The 19,237-nt window shown below is 58.0% G+C and carries 20 protein-coding genes and 1 tRNA gene; 12 read left to right on the top strand and 9 right to left on the bottom strand.

Features of this window, described 5'->3' with window-relative positions; all coding sequences use genetic code 11:
* The first annotated feature begins 6 nt into the window (after window positions 1–6).
* From accC to pqqA, 4 genes are all read left to right on the top strand, one after another.
* Window positions 7–1,356 (top strand): acetyl-CoA carboxylase biotin carboxylase subunit, encoded by a 1,350-nt coding sequence (gene accC / locus ACW4YW_RS07150; RefSeq protein ID WP_457136940.1) that lies wholly within the window; start codon window positions 7–9, stop codon window positions 1,354–1,356.
* The gene (prmA, locus tag ACW4YW_RS07145) at window positions 1,356–2,243 is read left to right on the top strand and encodes a 50S ribosomal protein L11 methyltransferase (protein WP_457136939.1); all 888 of its coding nucleotides are present in this window, start codon (window positions 1,356–1,358) and stop codon (window positions 2,241–2,243) included. The genes accC and prmA overlap by 1 nt, the downstream gene beginning before the upstream one ends.
* A 9-nt stretch (window positions 2,244–2,252) precedes the next feature.
* Window positions 2,253–3,257 (top strand): DUF3426 domain-containing protein, encoded by a 1,005-nt coding sequence (locus ACW4YW_RS07140; RefSeq protein ID WP_457136938.1) that lies wholly within the window; start codon window positions 2,253–2,255, stop codon window positions 3,255–3,257.
* 176 nt (window positions 3,258–3,433) lie between these two features.
* Window positions 3,434–3,505, top strand: coding sequence for a pyrroloquinoline quinone precursor peptide PqqA (gene pqqA / locus ACW4YW_RS07135; protein WP_081774944.1), 72 nt, complete (start codon window positions 3,434–3,436; stop codon window positions 3,503–3,505).
* 143 nt (window positions 3,506–3,648) lie between these two features.
* Here the strand turns inward: pqqA and ACW4YW_RS07130 are convergent, their stop codons facing one another.
* Window positions 3,649–4,554 carry a hydrogen peroxide-inducible genes activator gene (locus tag ACW4YW_RS07130; protein ID WP_457136937.1) on the bottom strand — a complete coding sequence of 302 codons (906 nt, stop codon included), beginning with the start codon at window positions 4,552–4,554 and terminating at the stop codon, window positions 3,649–3,651.
* 142 nt (window positions 4,555–4,696) lie between these two features.
* On the opposite strand from ACW4YW_RS07130, the gene ACW4YW_RS07125 reads away from it, so the two are divergent.
* Window positions 4,697–5,860 carry an HPP family protein gene (locus tag ACW4YW_RS07125; protein ID WP_457136936.1) on the top strand — a complete coding sequence of 388 codons (1,164 nt, stop codon included), beginning with the start codon at window positions 4,697–4,699 and terminating at the stop codon, window positions 5,858–5,860.
* A 34-nt stretch (window positions 5,861–5,894) separates the two neighbouring features.
* On the opposite strand, the gene ACW4YW_RS07120 is transcribed toward ACW4YW_RS07125, so the two are convergent.
* The 4 genes from ACW4YW_RS07120 to ACW4YW_RS07105 all read right to left on the bottom strand — a co-directional run bounded on the left by ACW4YW_RS07120 (window position 5,895) and on the right by ACW4YW_RS07105 (window position 11,407).
* On the bottom strand, window positions 5,895–7,109 hold the full coding sequence (locus ACW4YW_RS07120) for a mechanosensitive ion channel family protein (protein WP_457136935.1): 1,215 nt from the start codon (window positions 7,107–7,109) through the stop codon (window positions 5,895–5,897).
* 267 nt (window positions 7,110–7,376) lie between these two features.
* Window positions 7,377–9,833 carry a TonB-dependent siderophore receptor gene (locus tag ACW4YW_RS07115; RefSeq protein ID WP_457136934.1) on the bottom strand — a complete coding sequence of 819 codons (2,457 nt, stop codon included), beginning with the start codon at window positions 9,831–9,833 and terminating at the stop codon, window positions 7,377–7,379.
* 108 nt (window positions 9,834–9,941) lie between these two features.
* Window positions 9,942–10,898, bottom strand: coding sequence for a FecR domain-containing protein (locus tag ACW4YW_RS07110; protein ID WP_457136933.1), 957 nt, complete (start codon window positions 10,896–10,898; stop codon window positions 9,942–9,944).
* A gap of 2 nt (window positions 10,899–10,900) precedes the next feature.
* Complete coding sequence (locus ACW4YW_RS07105; RefSeq protein ID WP_457136932.1) at window positions 10,901–11,407, bottom strand: sigma-70 family RNA polymerase sigma factor; 507 nt, start codon at window positions 11,405–11,407, stop codon at window positions 10,901–10,903.
* A 313-nt stretch (window positions 11,408–11,720) separates the two neighbouring features.
* Between ACW4YW_RS07105 and ACW4YW_RS07100 the strand changes: the two genes are divergently transcribed.
* The gene (locus ACW4YW_RS07100) at window positions 11,721–11,867 is read left to right on the top strand and encodes a DUF3096 domain-containing protein (protein WP_309566005.1); all 147 of its coding nucleotides are present in this window, start codon (window positions 11,721–11,723) and stop codon (window positions 11,865–11,867) included.
* 207 nt (window positions 11,868–12,074) lie between these two features.
* Complete coding sequence (locus tag ACW4YW_RS07095) at window positions 12,075–12,347, top strand: HU family DNA-binding protein (protein ID WP_230342959.1); 273 nt, start codon at window positions 12,075–12,077, stop codon at window positions 12,345–12,347.
* Window positions 12,348–12,472: 125 nt separating this feature from the next.
* Here ACW4YW_RS07095 and ACW4YW_RS07090 read toward each other — a convergent pair whose 3' ends face one another.
* On the bottom strand, window positions 12,473–12,934 hold the full coding sequence (locus tag ACW4YW_RS07090) for a GNAT family N-acetyltransferase (RefSeq protein ID WP_457136931.1): 462 nt from the start codon (window positions 12,932–12,934) through the stop codon (window positions 12,473–12,475).
* Window positions 12,924–13,289: a hypothetical protein gene (locus ACW4YW_RS07085; RefSeq protein ID WP_457136930.1), complete on the bottom strand. Its 366-nt coding sequence runs from the start codon at window positions 13,287–13,289 to the stop codon at window positions 12,924–12,926. The genes ACW4YW_RS07090 and ACW4YW_RS07085 overlap by 11 nt, the downstream gene beginning before the upstream one ends.
* 80 nt (window positions 13,290–13,369) lie before the next feature.
* Between ACW4YW_RS07085 and msrB the strand changes: the two genes are divergently transcribed.
* From msrB to ACW4YW_RS07065, 4 genes are all read left to right on the top strand, one after another.
* A complete protein-coding gene (gene msrB, locus ACW4YW_RS07080; protein ID WP_457136929.1) occupies window positions 13,370–13,762 on the top strand; it encodes a peptide-methionine (R)-S-oxide reductase MsrB in 393 nt (130 codons plus the stop codon).
* A gap of 4 nt (window positions 13,763–13,766) precedes the next feature.
* Window positions 13,767–14,117: a DUF4186 domain-containing protein gene (locus tag ACW4YW_RS07075; RefSeq protein ID WP_457136928.1), complete on the top strand. Its 351-nt coding sequence runs from the start codon at window positions 13,767–13,769 to the stop codon at window positions 14,115–14,117.
* 84 nt (window positions 14,118–14,201) lie between these two features.
* Complete coding sequence (gene mqo, locus ACW4YW_RS07070) at window positions 14,202–15,683, top strand: malate dehydrogenase (quinone) (RefSeq protein ID WP_457136927.1); 1,482 nt, start codon at window positions 14,202–14,204, stop codon at window positions 15,681–15,683.
* Between the two features lie 836 nt (window positions 15,684–16,519).
* Window positions 16,520–16,825, top strand: coding sequence for a BON domain-containing protein (locus ACW4YW_RS07065; protein WP_457136926.1), 306 nt, complete (start codon window positions 16,520–16,522; stop codon window positions 16,823–16,825).
* A 64-nt stretch (window positions 16,826–16,889) separates the two neighbouring features.
* Here ACW4YW_RS07065 and ACW4YW_RS07060 read toward each other — a convergent pair whose 3' ends face one another.
* Together ACW4YW_RS07060 and ACW4YW_RS07055 are read right to left on the bottom strand one after the other, a co-directional pair.
* Window positions 16,890–17,780: an alpha/beta hydrolase family protein gene (locus tag ACW4YW_RS07060; protein ID WP_457136925.1), complete on the bottom strand. Its 891-nt coding sequence runs from the start codon at window positions 17,778–17,780 to the stop codon at window positions 16,890–16,892.
* 73 nt (window positions 17,781–17,853) lie between these two features.
* Window positions 17,854–17,929 (bottom strand) — tRNA-Glu (locus ACW4YW_RS07055).
* 140 nt (window positions 17,930–18,069) lie between these two features.
* On the opposite strand from ACW4YW_RS07055, the gene dinB reads away from it, so the two are divergent.
* Window positions 18,070–19,227, top strand: a complete 1,158-nt coding sequence (gene dinB / locus ACW4YW_RS07050; protein WP_457136924.1) for a DNA polymerase IV — start codon at window positions 18,070–18,072, stop codon at window positions 19,225–19,227.
* Window positions 19,228–19,237 lie beyond the last annotated feature (10 nt).

Here is a 19,237-nt window from a genome sequence, read left to right as displayed (position 1 = left end):
CAACCCATGTTCGATAAAGTCCTTATTGCCAACCGCGGCGAGATTGCCTTGCGTATCCAGCGGGCATGCCGCGAGCTAGGCATCAAGACGGTCGCCGTCCATTCCGAGGCCGACCGCGAAGCCAAATACGTCAAGCTTGCCGACGAGTCCGTATGTATCGGCCCGGCCCCTTCCGGCCAAAGCTACCTGAACATCCCCGCCGTTATCAGCGCGGCGGAAGTCACCGACGCGCAAGCCATCCATCCCGGCTATGGCTTCCTGTCCGAGAATGCCGATTTCGCAGAGCGCGTCGAGCAAAGCGGCTTCACCTTCATCGGCCCGCGCGCGGAAACCATCCGCCTCATGGGCGACAAGGTCAGCGCCAAGGACACCATGAAGGCCGCTGGCGTGCCTTGCGTCCCCGGTTCGGACGGCGCGTTGACCGACGACAGCGATGAAACCTTGCGCATCGCCAGGGATATCGGCTATCCGGTCATCATCAAGGCTGCCGGCGGCGGCGGCGGCCGCGGCATGCGGGTCGTGCACACCGAGGCAGCGCTACTCAACGCGGTCAGCATGACCAAGGCGGAAGCGCAGGCCGCATTCGGCAACCCCATGGTCTACATGGAGAAGTTCCTCGAGCAGCCGCGCCATATCGAGATCCAGGTATTGGCCGACCAGCACGGCAACGCCATTTACCTCGGTGAGCGCGATTGCTCCATGCAGCGGCGCCACCAGAAGGTGCTGGAAGAAGCACCGGCCTTCGGCATCACGCCGCAATTGCGTGAAAAGATCGGCACTGCCTGTGCCGAGGCCTGCAAGCGTATCAACTATCGCGGCGCAGGCACGTTCGAGTTCCTCTACGAAAACGGCGAGTTCTATTTCATCGAAATGAACACGCGCGTGCAGGTGGAGCATCCCGTGACGGAAATGGTCACCGGCATCGACATCGTCAAGCAGCAGATCTTGATCGCGGCGGACGAAAAGCTCGGCATCAAGCAGAAGGACGTCAAACTGGCTGGCCATTCGATCGAGTGCCGCATCAATGCGGAAGACCCGTTCAACTTCGTGCCGTCTCCCGGCCGCATCACCACATTTCACATGCCAGGCGGCCCGGGTATCCGCGTCGATACCCATGCCTATCAGGGTTACATGGTGCCGCCAAACTACGACTCCATGATCGGCAAGCTGATCGCCTACGGCGATACGCGCGAGCAAGCAATTGCGCGCATGCAGATCGCCTTGTCGGAGATGGTGATCGAAGGCATCAAGACCAATGTGGCCCTGCACAAGGAACTGCTCGCCGATGCGGCATTCCACCAGGGCGGCACCAGCATTCACTACCTGGAACACAAACTGGGCATTGCAACCAAGTAATGGCTTGGATCTCTCTCAAAATCGAGGCCCAGGACGATAACGCCGAACTCCTCAGCGACACCTTGATGGAGCTTGGCGCCCTCTCTGCCAGCATTGAGGACGCCAACGCCGAAACGCCGGACGAACAGCCTATCTTCGGCGAACCCGGCGACCCGCCTCCCGGCATCTGGCAGCAAAACGTCGTCAGCGCATTGCTGGATGAGGACGCAGACCTGGACTCCCTGTTAAAGGAACTCAGCGCAGCGACAGGCATTGCGGATTTCCGCTATAGCACGGAAACCATCGCTGAACAGGACTGGGTGCGCGCCACGCAATCGCAGTTCGAGCCCATCCGTATCCGCGATGACTTGTGGATCGTGCCTTCATGGCATGATGCGCCCAACCCTGACGGCCTCAACATCGTGCTGGACCCCGGCCTGGCGTTCGGCACCGGCAGCCACCCGACCACCCATTTGTGCCTGAACTGGCTTGCCGATACGGTGACGCCGCAGGCTAGCGTGCTGGATTACGGCTGCGGTTCCGGCATTCTCGCCATCGCGGCGCGCAAACTGGGAGCCGGCAATGTGGTTGGCGTGGATATCGACGCCCAGGCCATCCAGTCCAGCGTGTACAACGCGAGTCAGAACGAGACTGAGGCCAGCTTCTACCTGGCCAACGACCTGCCCAGCGGACAATTCGACATCGTCGTAGCGAACATCCTTTCCAGCGCGCTCTCGGTGCTTGCGCCTGCCCTCGCACGCGCAGCAAAGCCTGGTGGCAAAATTGCGCTTTCAGGCATCCTGCGTGAACAAGCCGACCAAGTTGGCGCCATCTACCAGGAATGGTTCGTCATGGACGCTCCCGTGTTCATGGATAGCTGGGTGTTGCTCACAGGAAGCAGAAGGTGAACACCTGATATGCGGCTAGTGACCTCCTGCCCAGCGTGCGATACCCGATTCCACGTCAAGCCGGAACAACTGGCGGCCCATGGCGGCGATCTGCGCTGCGGTCAATGCCAGCATCTCTTCAATGCCGGCTCGCGGCTCTATGAAATCCTGGAGCCGCAAACCCTGACACCATTGCCACCCGGTTCTGCAAGCGAGGAGCCCGTCCCCGATCAGATTACCGCCGAGGCGGAAGAGGCAAGCCATACCCTGCCTCACGACACCAGCCTCACCTCCGCCGAAGCGGACAGTGGAACAGCGGAATCGCCAGGGTCGGAAGAAATCATCCTTGCCGAGGAATTAATCACCGTTCCTGAGCCGGAACCGGCGGATACTGTTGAAATCGACCACGGGGAATCGGTAGATACTGAAACGGCACCCCTCAATGCTGGTGTATTCAGCGAACAGTATGCGGACGAGCAGGCAGCAGAGATGCCCGAAGCGGATGAGCAACCCGTCGCCGCCAGCTTTCTCGCCCCTGACAAACCCGCGCGTCAACGGCGCTTTCCCCTCTGGCTGACAGTGCCGCTCAGCCTGCTGCTGCTTTTGGCGCTGCTCGGTCAATCGATCTATTTCTTCCGTACCCAGCTGGCGGGATACTGGCCGGCCAGCAGGCCGACCCTGGAGTCCGCTTGCCAATGGCTGGGTTGCACGGTGCCGTTGCCACGCAATGCGGAACTGCTAGCGCTGGATGATTCCGACTTGCAGGAGGATTTCGAGCATCCCGAGGTCATCCAGCTGTCGACCAAGCTGATCAACAATGCAGCTTATACCCAGGCCTATCCCATGCTGGAGCTGACGCTGACCGATGACGACGACCAGCCCAAGCTGCGCCGTATTTTCAAGCCGGAGGAATACCTGCCATCAGGCCTGGATATCCAGGCGGGCTTGGCCGCCAATGGGGAAATCCAGGTCAACCTGGCATTCTCCACCAGCGGGGAAACGGTATCCGGCTACCGGGTGTTCGTCACTTACTAACCCGGTTGTCCCTTTAAGGTAGCTTTCAGCGTCCGCATACTAATGAAAATCATGAGGCTCAGATCATGATGCTGCGCATGGCATTAAAAGGCGCACGCTATATGATGGGAACCATGGATTGCGCGGTAAAGTTGATGACCGTGTGGCCCCTACCCCAAACTTAAAGGAGATACATCATGTGGACCAAGCCAGAAGTGACCGAAATGCGTTTTGGTTTTGAAGTAACCATGTACGTTTGCAACCGCTAAGTTGTTGCTCATCTCCGTACAAAAGGGGCCGCCAGGCCCCTTTGCTTTTCCTATTACCAATACAATCCTATAAGCTACTTCTCTTCATGACACTGCAATCGCACTGGTTGTCGTATCTAATCTCGTAATGAATTAAAAATCGATTATTCCGCTATGGATTGCAAACAAGGCGATTTCAATGCCCTGACCGCCTGCAACAGGCAATCGATGGCTTTCTCCCTGGTGTAGCCCTTGCGCCAGGCCAAGGCCATGCGGCGGGTTGGAACCGGGTCTGCAAACGGAATCGTCCTGATCAGCGGGTTCTGGTAGCGTTCCACCGCCGCGCTGCACGGCAGCACGGTAATGCCGAGGTTGGAAGCGACCATATTGCGTATGGTCTCCAGGGAGTTGCCCTGCAGCACCTCGCCGTGACGCGACAGTTCCGGGCACGCCAATACCACCTGGTTGCTGAAGCAATGGCCGCTGTTAAGCAACAGCACCTTCTCGTCCGCCAGCTCCTCCGCTTGGATTTCCTTGCGGCCCGCCCAGGGATGGATATCCGGCACCGCCACAACGAAACTCTCGTCGTACAACGGCTCGCAGCGCACGCCGGGCACATCGAACGGCAACGCAATGATCGCGGCGTCAATGACGCGATTGCGCAATTGGGTCTCCAGGTTGGCCGTCAGGTTTTCCTCCACCTCCAATGGCATTTCCGGCGCGAGGTGGCGCAAGGCGGGAATGATCTCGGGCAGCAGGTAAGGGCCGGTGGAATAGATCACGCCCAGCTTGAACGGCCCCGCCAGCTGGTTATTGCCCAGACACGCAATTTCCTTGATGCGGTTGGATTCTTCCAGCGTGCGGTTGGCCTGGGCAATGATCTGCTCGCCGATCGGCGTCGTGGCCACGTCCTTGTGGCTGCGCTCGAAAATGGTGACGCCCAGTTCCTCCTCCAGCTTCTTCACAGCCAAGCTCAGGGCCGGCTGGCTCACAAAGCATTTCTCCGCGGCGCGCCTGAAATTGCGTTCCTTCGCCACGGCAACAATAAACTTGAGTTCACTTAACGTCATGTGGAAATAATAATTAATATCAATCGAATGTAAATAATTAATAAGCAGATGATATATCTTATCAAAAAAAACCATCATCCCAAGCATCCCTAAACCATTCCATTGATGATAGATTGCGTTGTTTCCCCCTAAGGTCCCGCTTGTGTCTGCCGTATTGAACTGGCTCAAGGGCTTGAAGCCGCAACAAAGCCCGGTAAACCACCAAGAAAAATTGCGCGCCTGCCTGGGCGCCCTGCTCGGCATCCTGGTGAGCGGTTTCGTCAGCACCTGGCTGCTGGGGGTGGAAAGCCTGCCCTTCCTGATTGCGCCCTTGGGCGCTTCTGCGGTGTTGCTGTATGCGGTACCGGCCAGCCCGCTGGCGCAGCCATGGTCCATCATGGGCGGCAACCTGGTCTCCGCACTGGTGGGCGTTGCCAGCCTGCACTGGATTGCCAGCATTCCCGTCGCGGCAGCAGTCGCTGTGGCGCTTGCCATCGGCCTGATGTTCGCATTGCGCTGCCTGCACCCGCCGGGCGGGGCCGTGGCGTTGACCGCCGTGCTGTCCGGCCCGCTAGCATTGGAACATAGCACTTACTTCCTGTTGCTCGTCGCCACCAACTCAGGCCTGTTGCTGTTGGTGGCGCTGCTCTACAACAATGCCACGAAGCGGCGCTATCCGCACCAGGCCAGGCCCGAGCCCAACCTCCATAAAACCCATGATTTGAGCCCGTCGCGCAGGGTGGGGTTCTCGAGCGCCGACCTCGACGCCGTACTCAAGGAATACAACCAGGTGCTGGATGTCGCAAGGGATGACTTGGAAAACCTGTTCCTGCAGACCGAGATGCAGGCGTACAAGCGCCGCTTCGGCGAAATCAATTGCGGCGACATCATGTCGCGCGATGTCGTCAGCGTGGAATACGGCACCCTACTGGAAGAAGCGTGGCCGCTATTGCTCAACCACCATATCAAGGCCCTGCCCGTGGTGGATCGCGCCCGTCGCGTGATCGGCATCGTCACGCGCTTCGATTTCCTCAAGCATGCCAATCTCGACGCCTATCCCGGCTTCGAGGAGAAGCTCAGAAAGTTCGTGCGCCGCACTTTCCTGGTGGAAACCGACCAACCGGAAGTCGTGGGCCAGATCATGACCGGCAAGGTGCTGACCGCCAGCGAGGACACACATATCGTGCAACTGGTACCACTGCTATCCGAGCACGGCATTCACCACGTGCCGGTGCTGGACCACGAACGCCGGCTGGCCGGCATCGTGACCCAGACCGATTTGATCGCAGCCCTCTACCGCGGGCGGCTGGAGGAAAAAAGCGCCTGAACGTCAGGCCGGATTGCCTTAGCCTGTTATCGCATTACGGCGACAAGGGTTGGCGCATCGCCTGTAAATCCGCGCCGCTGGGGTTCTGGAATACGCGCAAGCCGAACTCGGGCAGGATGGCCAGCAAGTGGTCGAAAATATCCGACTGGATGGCTTCATACTGTACAAACACCGTGGTATTGGAGAAGCACCAGACTTCCAGCGGGATGCCTGCTGCGGAAAGGTCTTGCTGCCGCACCACCATGAGCATGTCCTGGTGCACGCGCGGGTGGTTCTTCAGGTATTGCTCGACATAGGCGCGGAAAGTACCGAGATTGGTGATGCGGCGGGTATTGATCGGCTTCCTGCCTTTTTCGCCCAGCGCCCTGTTCCATTCGTCGAGCTCTTCCTGTTTTTTCTTCAGGTAATCGTCCAGCAAGCTGAATTGCTGCAGTTGTTCAAGCTCTTCCGGCGTGAGGAAGTGAACGCTGTTCTGGTCGATGAAGATACTGCGCTTGATGCGGCGCCCGCCGGATTCGAACATGCCGCGCCAGTTCTTGAACGAATCGGTGATGAAGCGCTTGGTGGGGATGGTGGTGATGGTCTTGTCCCAGTTCTGCACCTTGACCGTATGCAGGGCGATATCGATCACGAAACCGTCCGCGTTGAGCTGCGGCACCTCTATCCAGTCGCCGACGCGGATGATGTCGTTCGACGAAATCTGCACGCTGGCCACCAGCGACAGCAAGGTATCCTGGAAGATCAGCATCAACACCGCTGCCATGGCGCCAATGCCGGACAGCAGGATCACCGGCGAACGGTCCATCAAGGTGGCGATCACCAGGATCGTCGCGACGATGTAGATCACGATCTTCACCACCTGCACGTAGCCCTTGATCGGCCTGCGATGCGCGTCGGGCCGCTGCTGCCAGACATCGTTGACAATATCCAGCATGGCGGCAATCGCCAGGCCTATCGTCAGCACAATGAAACCATGTGCCACATTGCGCACCACCGTCACAAATGCCTCGGGCAATTCAGGAATCCAGGAAATGCCCACGGCAATCATCACTGCGGGAATGATATTCGCCAGCCTGGCCACCACACGGCTTCGCGCAATGGCCTGCCCGACCGCGGCAGAACGCAGCATCTTGTGCAAGCCGCGCACCAGCACGCGCCTGATCACCCAATTGGCCGCCCCGGCCGCCAGCACCAAGAGCACAATATTCAACAAGCTGAATATGGCCTGATGAATTTGCAACCACCCCATTAAACTATTCCAATCTTCTGTCATTGTTGTCTTTCCTGCCTGTTACCACATGTGCGACCGGTACTTGGCCGGCCACTTCGGATGTTCCGCCCGCACAAAAGCAAAAGCGCCAACAGCCTTGCCAAGCAAGGATCGGCAGCAAATGGATGAGTTTGGGAACAGCCTGTTAGTACGCAGGAGACCGGATAGGTTCAGAAAATATGATGAACTGGCGCCATGCAAACAAGATGCCGGGCGCAGACCCGGCATCTGTCTCCAAGACCTTCGTTAGAAAGTATATTTCATGGAAGCCATGAAATTGCGCGGGGCGCCGAAAGTGCCGGAATTACTGGCCACCGTCGAATAGTATTCTTTATCCAGCGCATTGTTCAGGTTGAGGGAAAAGGACAGATTCCGGCCAATCTGGTAACGTGCCATCAAGTTGACTAGGGCGACGCTATCTTGCACATAATTGAAGCCGCTTCCGCTGGTAATGGCATTCTGCCAATGAACGCCACCGCCCAATGTGAGTTTCTCCCATGCACCGGGCATACGATAGCTAGTGAAGAGCTTCATTGTCTGGCGGGGCACATAGGTGAGTACGCGTTCTTTATCACCATCTTCGCTAGTTGCATAGGCATAGCCAGCGGAAAGCTGCCAGTTGGTTGCTAACTCACCATTTAACTCCATCTCAACGCCACGGGTACGAGTGTTACCCAGCAGATCGTATGTGAACGCATCGTTATTCCAGACGGCCAAGTTGTCCACGTCGTTGCGAAACACCGACAAGCTGGCCGTCAGTCGGCCGCCATGGAAACCAGCCTTGACACCCGCCTCGTAGCCGACACCTTCCTCAGGTTTCAATGACGTGGGGATAAACTCGTTGAGCCAGGAGTCTTGCGGGCGAAAGATCTTAGTATAGCTGGCATAGACCGACCAAGTGTTGTTCAGCGCATGTACGATGCCAGCATACGGGACAAAGGTGCTCCTGCGATCGCGGGTGGAGTAATCACCCCATAGAATGCTGGTTTCGTCAATATCTCGAGACCAGCGTGTCGTGCGACCGCCAAGTAGCAAACTGGTGTCATCCGTGAGCGTGAAGCGGGCGCTTACGAATACGCCATTGTTGCGTTCGTCACCTTTGTTACCGCCTGTCTCGTCAAACGCCGGAGCTGGGGTATTCGCCCACTCATAAACGGTAGTCGAAATAGGATAACCCGCATCCAAGGTGTAGCCCAGGCCTTTCGACTGAAGCTTCGACAGCGTGAATCCAGCAATCAACTCATGGTCGCGACCAAACAATGGAAACATGCCTGAAACATAGGCATCGACATTGTCCTGCCTAAGTTGACTTTTCCAACGGTTTGGACGTACCGTCACGCCTGCACCGGTGGCTTGGTCAACTACACCAAGCATATTTGCGACCAATCCGTCGTATTCATATCGCGTATGGCTGCATTCCACCTTGCCGACCCATCCAGAGCTAAAGCGGTGCTCCAGCGAGGCGAAAATGCCATCCATGTCATGCTCGTAGTAGCGCCACTTCTGACTAGTGTTGTCGGAGCGTGACCACGGCATGCGTTGGCCGTTACTGAAGAAAAGCGGTCGCCCGATGATGGCAGAATCAGTATCCTGCCGCAGATGATTCAGGCCAACGGTGAGCAAAGTATTCTCGCTCAGATCAAATTCGCCGATGCCATAGAGCGCAAGGCTTTTCTGGCGGAAACGATCCACCCATGCGCCCTGCTCCCTGTAGTCGCCCACCAGGCGCACGCGTGCTGTACCACTTTCGTTCACTGCGCCGGATACATCAATCCCAGCGCCATACCGATCCCAACTGCCAGCCTGCGCCGTCAGTGTACGCTGTGTGTCAGCAGTCGGACGCTTGCGAATCAGGTTGACCGTGGCCGCAGGGGTGCCAAGGCCGCTCATGATCCCAGTAGCACCTCGCACCACTTCCACGCGGTCGTAGGCAGCTACGTTGGCAAAGAACGGGCTCATGCCGGAGGATGTCGGCACACCGTCGATCTGGAAGTTGCTCAGTCTGGAACCGCGTGCATAGAAGTTCGGGCTGTCCTGGCCAATTGTGCTTTGCTGGACAATGATGCCTGGTGTGGCGTCAAGCACATCGATCAAGGTATCGAGCCTCTGGTCGTCCATGCGCTGCCGCGTGATCACGGTCACGGCCTGCGGCGTTTCCTGTGGGGTCAGGTTAAGGCGAGTCGAACTGCTGGTGGAATAAGTGGTGTAAGAGCCTGTACCCTCAGTAATCGAGCCTGGTGCTTTGCCAGAGACACTCACTGCCAATTCAGGCAGTACCGAAACGGCAGCATCTTTAGGTGCGAGGTTCTGCACCGGAATCTGGCGCAGCAGGTAGCTGGTTGCGCTTTGCGCCACGACCTCGAAGCCGCTGCCTGCCGTAATCCGGTCGAAGCCCTGCTTGATGGTCACGTCGCCTTGCAGGCCCGGCGATTGCAGCCCTGCCATCTGGGATGGATCGAACGAAAGGGTAACGCCTGCGGCGGCGGCGAATTCGCTGAGTGCAGTGCCAAGCGGTCCGGCAGGAATCCAGTAATGGTGGCTTGGCGCGGTTTCCGCTGCGCTGGCCAGGCTGGGCACGGCAAAAGCCGCCGTGACGATGGAGAGGCTGAAAACCGCACCGGCAATGGCCTGCGCCAATGGTGTAGCCTTTGGAAGTGGTTTCCCTTGCCGGGCAAGAGAAAAGCGCAAGGCGCGCTGAGACATGATGATTCCCTTTCGTTCTTGATGGTCAGATCAACGCTGAAAATAGCGCTTCATCTGTTAAGCCGAATGAGAATCAGAAACAGCAACCCCATGCGCGGATTTTTACATTCAACGCCTCGGCATCACCGTTACCCAGTAACGGGTTCGGTATACCAATCGAACAGGCAATGCGACGGCTAGGTTATGCAAGGCTTCGTCCGTATCCTGCAGCCTGAATGCGCCCGATACGCGCAAGTCCGCGACTCCCGGATCGCAGCGCAGCAGGCCGGGACGGTAGCGCGCAAGCTGTGCGATGAACTCGCCCAGCGGCTGGTCGTCCGCCACCAGCACGCCGCGTATCCAGGCATCCTGGTGCGGGTGGAGCCGCCACGGCGCGCTGGCTTCAGCGGCATTGAACCTCGCCTGCTGGCCGGCCTGCAGCAATACGCTTTCGCTATCGCTCCCCGCCAGCGTGATCTTCACGGCGTGTTCAAGCACCGCTGCCTGGGTGCCGTGGCGGTCGGTTCGCACGGTGAACCTGGTTCCCAGCGCCCGGATTGCGCCGTGCCGCGTGTGCACGATAAAAGGCCTGTCGGCTGCATCGGCCGCGGTCTCGACCAGGACTTCCCCTTCATGCAACTGCACGATGCGCTGCTGCGGGCCGTAGTCGATATCCAGGGAGGTGGCGGTATTGAGGAACAATATCCCGCCGTCTGCAAGACGGACTTGCCTGATTTCGCCTGTAGCCGTGCTGTAGCCGGCCGTCAGCGGCCTCCAAGGCCGGTATTCGTAAGCACCCCATCCCGCCGGTGCGGTGATCGCCAGCAATGCCACCATCTTGAGCACCGTGCGCCGCCTGGTTTGGGCGTTTTGCAATGCCGGCACGGCAATATCCGCCGGCAGCAAGCCGAATTGCTGCTCGAGCCTTTGCACCTTGCTCCAGGCATGGCGATGGCTGGCATCGGCATGCAGCCAAGCCTCGAAACGCTGCAATTGCTGGGCGGTGGGTTGCTCCGCCTGCAGCTGCACATACCACTCGGCGGCAGCTTGCAAGACGGCATGGCCCGGCTTGGCGGCAACGCTCATGCTCAATCGTCCAGCAACGCCAGGCAGTGCGTCATGGCGCGTACCATGTGTTTCTTGATGGTGGTGACGGAGACTTGCTGACGTTCGGCAATGGCGACATAGCTCAACCCTTCAAGCTGCGCCATGAGGAATATGGCACGCGTGCGCGGCCCCAGGCCATCCAACATGCGGTCGACTGCAACCAGGATTTCCAGCACCAGCAGGCGCTGTTCGGGAGAAATCGCCAACGGTTCCGGCCGTGCTTCGAGGGCGTCGAGATAAGCCTGTTCCAGCGCACGGCGGCGGAACATGTCTGCCACCAGCCCGCGCGCAATGGTGCTCAGGTAGGCCCTGGGCTCGCGTATCTCGGCCCGCTGATCGGCATTGAGCAGGCGGATGAAGGTGTCCTGCGCCAGGTCTGCCGCCTGCTCGGCATCCCCCAGCTTGCGGCGGAGAAACTGGAACAGCCAGCCATGATGGTGGGTATAAAGCTGGTGCAAGCCTACATAGGAAGGGTCGGAAATGGTCATGACGATGAAAATTGAGAATTATTCTCATCATATCAGGCGGATATCCCTCGCATCAATCTCCAATATCAGGGTTTGTCTGGCATTGTCCTACATGAAGATCAGCCTCAACCCGATGTCATGCATTATTGTTGAGCTCTATGCTGGAGGCTCAATATCGAAGGAGAAACGTCATGAAATTCCTGATCAAAGCCGCAGTACTGACTTACGTCGTCAAGCGCATTGCCAAATCCTACCTGAGCAAGGCGTAATTTCCACTGGGAGTCTTGGCTCCCTTTTTCATGTGCCGTGTCTGGTCAATTCATAAAGGATCATCATGGATTTCCATCTCAGCCTGGCCCCGCTTGTTTCCCTGATTGCCGGCATCCTGATTCTCGTCATCCCGCGCCTGCTCAACTATATCGTGGCACTCTACCTGATCATTATCGGCATCCTCGGCTTAGTGGGGACCAATACCCTGTAAAGCTGGAAAATTGTCAAAAAATGTCTCCAAACGGCGTCACACCGGGCTTTAAATAGAAAAATTTGCTGGATTCCGCGCCAAAAGGGGTTTCATTGAGCACAGGTTGTGATATTTTCTCCCCTGTTACTACTTAACCTGGTAACGAGGCGAAGTATCAGCCTTACCAAAACTAGCTTGATAACCCAATAACACAAGGACTGGACACATATGAACAAGACAGAACTGATCGAAGAAATCGCCAAGGAAGCGGGAATCTCCAAGGCTGCTGCTGGTAAAGCTGTTGATGCATTCACTGCATCCGTAACTGCAGCCCTGAAGGGTGGCGATACAGTAACACTGATCGGCTTCGGTACTTTTGGCGTTTCCGAGCGTGCTGCCCGCACTGGCCGCAATCCTCAAACCGGTAAGGAAATCAAGATTGCTGCTCGCAAGGCCCCTAGCTTCAAGGCTGGCAAGGCACTGAAGGACGCATTGAACTAAGCGCTTGCATTGTTCGATGAACGAGAAAACGCCAGCCGATGCTGGCGTTTTTTATTGTCCTGCTCCAGCGTGTAACGCACCCTGCCTAAGGCAATACAGCAACGCGGGAAAGTTTTGTCAGCCGTTCAATGGCCCAGTTGCTTCTCGAAGCAGCGACTGACCGGGTTGCCGATATAAGGCCCGAAAGGCACAACGGGCCGGTAGCCCAGGCCTTGGTAAAGCGAGATGGCGGTTGCCTGCAGGTTGCCGGTTTCGACCAGCAGGCGTTTCACTCCCTGCTGCCATGCCCTGCGCTCGAGGTCGGCCAGCAACCGCTTCGCCAGGCCATGGCCGCGTGCGGATGGCGTAACGAACAGGCGCTTGATTTCTGCTGCATCCGCAGCCAAGGACAGCAAGGCGACGCAGCCCACAGGCCGGGCTTCCGCGCGTGCGATCAAGACCAGCGATGGCTGCAGGGCTGCTGGCTTGGGCATGCCGGGGTAGATCTGGAAAAGCTCGTGTTCCAGCTCTTCCAACAGCGATTGCATATCGTAGCCGGCGAAATCACACGCCTCGATCGCGACCTCGCCCAGGGGCTTATTCTTCATCCTGGTCCGGGGAATGGTATTCAACGTCTTCGTACACCGACTCTGCAATCGGCAGCAGCACTTCGTGCAAAGCCTGTTCCGTCATGACACTATATTGTTGTTGCGCGGTCAAAGCCGGATCGGGTTCCAGCGCCTGCAACAAGGGCTCGTAATCGTCACCCGAGACGCCGAAATGGTCGTCGCTGCCCACGGGCTTGCTATAGGTCAGTGAATATTGCCGCTGGCGCAACTCGAGATCGAATCTGATATTAAAATAGGGGGTTGCAGCGTCATTTTCCCGCGATTCGCCGTAATCGATATCGAGCAGGATGGCGTTCACTCCCTGGATGCTGATGGCTTTGCCGTGTTGCGTCACTGCAGTTTCCTTACTGACTAAATCCAGCATTGTACTGGTTTTGAACCACTATATAACTCATCCACATTGAGGAGAAAGTAATGGCCAAGGTATTGAAGACAGACGCCGAATGGCGCGAGCAACTCACCCCGATGCAATATGAGGTCACGCGCCATGCCGCCACAGAGCGCGCCGGCACAGGAGAATATGCCTTTCATTTCGAACATGGCATCTATTATTGCGTATGCTGCGGCACGCCGCTGTTCGCCTCGGATACCAAATTTGACGCCGGCTGCGGCTGGCCCAGCTATTTCGAGGCGCTCGACCCGGACAATGTCCGCGAAGAGGAAGACACCTCTTACGGCATGGTGCGCACCGAGGTGATCTGCAATGTCTGCGACGCCCATCTCGGGCATGTCTTCCCAGATGGCCCGCCGCCCACCGGCCTGCGCTACTGTATCAATTCCGCATCCCTGCGCTTCGAGCCGCGCTGACCCTATGCGTGAACTAGACGAACTGTTCGCCGCACTGGGACGCTCGCGCTTCCGCAGTTCGTTCAAGCTCAATCCACACGACCGCACCTACCTGCATGCTAAAGGGCTGCCGGTGATCCAGGACCATGCGCGCGACTTCATCGCCAAGCGCCTGGCGCCGGCCGTGATTGCCAACGACGGCAAGCAGACCCCTTACCGCGGCCATCCGGTATTCGTGGCGCAGCACGCCACCGCGTGCTGTTGCCGGGGCTGCCTGCAGAAATGGCACTTGATCCCCGCAGGGCGGGCATTGAACGCGGATGAACAGGCATATGTCGTGCAAGTGCTGATGCACTGGCTGGAAAACGTTTATTGACATGGAAACAGGGTTTTACAGAAGCGTGGCTTATGCATATCATGGCGACCCAAGACTACAGTAGCGAAATATTTCCAGCCTGACATGAGCACTTCCCTAGACACCGATATCCTGCTGGTTGGCGGCGGCATCATGAGCGCCACCCTGGGCACCCTGCTGCACAAGCTCAATCCGGACCTGCGCATCACGCTGCTGGAGCAGCAGGCGGAAGTGGCGACGGAAAGCAGCGACGGCTGGAACAATGCCGGGACCGGCCATGCCGGGTATTGCGAACTCAACTATACGCCGCAGAATGCGGACGGCAGCGTTTCCATCTCGCGCGCGCTCAAGATCAACGCGGCTTTTGAGGAATCGCTGCAATTCTGGGCCTGGCTGGTGGAACAAGGGATACTGCGGGAACCTGCGAGCTTCATCAATCCCACGCCGCATGCCAGCTTCGTCTGGGGCGAGAAGGACGTGGCCTTTTTGCAGAAGCGCCACCAGGCGCTGAGCGCGCATCACCTGTTCGCCGACATGGAGTACAGCGAAGACCCTGCTGTACTCCAACAATGGATGCCGCTGGTCATGGCGGCCCGCAAAGCGGACATCCCGGTGGCGGCAACCCGCGTTACCTATGGCAGCGACGTCGACTTCGGCTCCCTGACCCGACAACTGGTGCAGCACCTGCAGGCGGTGCCTGGCTTCAAGCTGCTCACCCGCCATGCCGTTACCGACCTCAAGCAGCAGCAAGGCCGTTGGCAAGTGAAGGTGGCCGACTTGGCCAAAGGCCAGCCCATCAGCATCCGTGCGGGATTCGTTTTCCTGGGCGCCGGCGGCGCCACCCTGCCCCTGCTGCAAAAATCTGTCATCAAGGAAGCCAAGGGCTACGGCGGCTTCCCGGTCAGCGGGCAATGGCTGGTATGCCACAACCAGGATGTCATCAACCGGCATCATGCCAAGGTCTATGGCAAGGCGCCCATCGGCGCGCCGCCAATGTCGGTGCCCCACCTGGATACCCGCATCATCAACGGCAAGCCGGCCTTGCTGTTCGGCCCGTTTGCCGGTTTCACCACCCGCTTCCTCAAGCAAGGCTCTTTGCTTGACCTGGTCAGCTCGGTCAAGCGGGGCAACCTGAAATCCATGCTGGGGGCCGGCCGCCACAATATGGACCTCACGCGCTACTTGGTCGGCGAAGTATTCCAGAGCCATAAGCAGCGCGTGGCGGCATTGAGGAATTTCTACCCCGAGGCCAAAGAGAGTGAATGGTCACTTGTCTCCGCAGGCCAGCGGGTACAGATCATCAAGGAATGCGACCAGAAAGGCGGCAAGCTGGAGTTCGGCACCGAGATCGTATCTGCCGGCGATGGCAGCCTGGCGGCATTGCTGGGCGCTTCCCCCGGCGCCTCCACCTCGGTGCCGGCCATGCTGGAAGTATTGCAGCGCTGTTTCGGCCCGCAATCGCAAAGCGCCTCCTGGCAAGAGCGCATGCGCGAGATGCTTCCCTCCTACGGCCAATCCCTCGTAGAAGACGCCGAATTGCTGCGCGCGGTACGTCGCCGCACCCTCACTAGCCTGAAGCTGGCATAAAAGTCAGCCTTTCCATCGGACCTGCTGCTGGCCGCTCCAGCTCAGCCATTTCCGTTTGTCCTACACGCATATCAGAGTTTTCCAGATAAACCGGGCCGCAAGCGCAGGCTATAGTGGCTCCACAATTTCAGTCACTTAAAGGAAACCATCATGCATGCCTTATTGAACCTGGTGCTGGTAACCGTCATGTTTGGCCCGATTGCGCTGGGCTTCATTTTTGGTTAAGCCCAACCAGTTTTTGCAAGCCGCTGGCATTTGTCAGGATTAGCGACTGTCCGTCCCCCTCTATCGAACTAATCCGGGTTGCTTCACAGATAAAAGGCGCCTCGAGCGCCGAAGCGTCCCAGACAAATGCCAGCAAGTGCTGCTCGCTCCAAACGCTAAACCGCTCCCGCCCATTTCATTCTGCTTGCCTTTTCACTGTTTGTAGCCAGTTCCTGCTGATGGCTTTTCCAACATCTTCGTAGAACCTGATCACGATTTTTTATGTATGCACATAGTTCGTCCGGTCAAGGCTCAGTCCACAGGCAATGCTTATTGTCTTGCCAATCATTGCAGCAACGCAGGACAAGCGTGTTTGGGCCCCATCCCTTCGGGTTATCCGGCAGCGCATCCGCTGCTGCATTGCAAATCCTCGCCAAGCAATGAGAAGTCTGCGGCTTGCGTCAATATTTCCTGCCGGGGCAATGCACCCATGAAAAGATCGTAAGCAGGCTCTTTAAGCCCAGTCAGCTCATTCCTACATTTGTTTCAGCGACATGCTGATTAAGGCTGTCAGCCTATCTTTCTAGAATGCAAACGTGTTCTCGATAACTAAATCCAAAAAGGAGTCTTAAATGAAAGCGAATTTGAAAAGCCTAGTCCTGATCAGTGCCCTGCTGATGCCAGTTGCCAGCTTCGCTGCTGAAGGCGACAGCATTGAAACCAAGCTGAGCGACTCCGTCGTCACCACCAAGGTGAAGGCTGCATTCGCCAAGGACAAGCTGGTCAGCGCCACGGACATCAAGGTTGAGACCGACAGCGACGGCCTGGTGCAGTTGAGCGGTACAGCCAAGAGCAAGGCGGAAGCCGAGCGTGCCGTGAAGCTGGCTAAGGGCGTCAAGGGCGTGACCGGCGTTAAGGACGATATCGTCGTTCCTTAAAGCTGTCGATGCATTGAAACCAATTGCATTGCAATCAAAATGGGGCTGATGCCCCATTTTGCGTTCATGCCGCCTTGAACCTGAGGTTTAGGTAAGCCAGGATTTCCTGCTTGAGTTGCTCGTGGAACAGTTCGCGGTCGAATCCTTCAGGGTCGACAGTCGGTAAGGCCCCTCCCTGCTTGATCTTTGGCGGGAACGGGCTCAGAAAGGAAAAATGCCCGGCATTGCTCACGCAGCGGCTGGTAACTTTGGCAGGATCGCGTACGCCCTTCAGCACAATCTCGTTGTGCCACGCAGGAGTGTATGGGTCATGCTCGGCGCTGAGCATCAACATTGGCACGTCGACATTTTCGAGCGCGTTCTCTGGCGCGAACCATGCCGTGGCAGGCGCCAACAGCACGAGCGCCTTGACCCTGTCGTCGTGCTCCACACCGAGGATCGCGGGCTCTGGCCCCTGGTAGTCCGGCTTGAATGCTTCAGGCGGATACCATGGCGTCCCCCCGGCCAACGCCAGCGCGGCATAGCCACCCATGGAATGCCCGATGACGCCGAGCTGCCCTGCCCGCAAGTGCGGGCCGATGACAGCGTCCCGGTAAAGCGCGTCAGCCGTGAGCTTGAGGTGGCGCGGGCGGTATTGCAGGTTTTCCACCTTGCCCATGAAGCGGTTGTCGACCCGGTTGTTGCCGGGATGCTCGATCATCGCCACGACATATCCGTGCTGTGCAAGATGGGCGGTGACGCTCCGGTACAACAGATGCGAGCCGCCGCTGCCATGCGAAACCAGGATCAAGGAGTATTGCCCGGGAGCCACGGGCGCATCCAAGCTAACATCCATGACATAAGGGCCAAACGCGTGGCTGGCAGCAGGTTGCCGGGTGGGGTACATCACCAATGCGGGAAACGAGAGCCCATGCTCCTCGTCGGCCAATCTGAATTCTTTCAAGCCAATAAACATATTGAAATCAATCAGTTGATCAATGCGACAGGCAAAATAAAAGCAGACGCTCAAGGTCTGCTTTTATTGGAATTGGCGTCCCCACGGGGATTCGAACCCCGGTTACCGCCGTGAAAGGGCGATGTCCTAGGCCTCTAGACGATGGGGACATGAAACATAACGTTTCTAGAGGGTGCGAATTCTAACCAAAAACCCTGATGAACACCAGCTTATTTTGAAAAAATATTACGTAAACAAAAATCCACGATTTGATGCAGACCTGCACAATCATTGCTAGCATAGCGCCCAGATGAAAGACCCCCGCTTCCCCGACCGGCGTATCGCCCATCTCGACATGGACATGTTCTTTGCCGGGGTGGAACTGCTGCGCTATCCGGAACTGCGCGGGCATGCCGTAGTGATAGGCGGCCGTTCGGCTTACCAGCCAAGGCAGTTGGCCGACGGCAGCATCCAATTCTTCCGTTTGCGCGAATACAACGGACGCGGCGTGGTGACCACCTCGACCTATGAGGCCAGGGCCTTCGGCGTGTTTTCGGCCATGGGCCTGATGAAATCCGCGCAACTGGCGCCGGACGCCATCCTGCTGCCCGCTGATTTCGAGTCCTACCGCCATTATTCCAGGCTGTTCAAGGCCGCAGTCGCCGCCATTGCACCGCAGATCGAGAACCGCGGCATCGACGAAATCTATCTCGACCTCAGCGCCCACGAGGAAGACACCGCCGCCCTTGCCCAACGCTTGAAGGACGCCGTGTTTGAGGCCACCGGCCTTTCCTGCTCGATCGGCATTGCGGCCAACAAGCTGCTTGCCAAGATCGCCTCAGACCTCGACAAGCCCGACGGGCTCACCATCATCGACGACCGGGCTTTCCGCGAGCGCATCTGGCCGCTGCCCGCCAAGAAGATCAACGGCATAGGCCCCAAGGCGGCGGTCAAACTGGAAAAGCTCGGCATCCACACCATCGCCGACCTGGCAGCGGCCGACCTCGCCTTGCTGCAGGAAAACTTCGGCCAGAGCTATTCGCACTGGCTGATGCGCGTGGCGAAGGGAGAAGACGACAGGCCCGTGGTCACCACCTCGAAGCCCAAGTCCATGAGCCGTGAAACCACCTTCGAGCGCGACATGCATGCCCAGCAGGACAAGCGCCAGCTCGGCACAGCCTTCACCTCGCTGTGCGAACGCGTCGCCGGCGACCTGCAACACAAAGGCTATCTAGGGTACACGGTAGGCATCAAGATCAAGTACCAGGATTTCCGCACCGCCACCCGCGACCTTACCCTGCCCGCTCCCGTCAATGACGCTGCCGCCATCCGCCGCGCTGCGGGCGCCTGCCTGAAACGCGTATCGCTGGATCAGCGTTTCCGCTTGCTGGGCGTCAAGGTCAGCAACCTGGTGCGCGCAGACGAAATCGAGCCAGATCCGCCGGAACAGGCCAGCCTGTTCGGCTGAAACTGCTTGC

This window comes from Methylobacillus pratensis, assembly GCF_054072455.1.
This window is presented reverse-complemented; position numbering and strand designations above follow the sequence as displayed.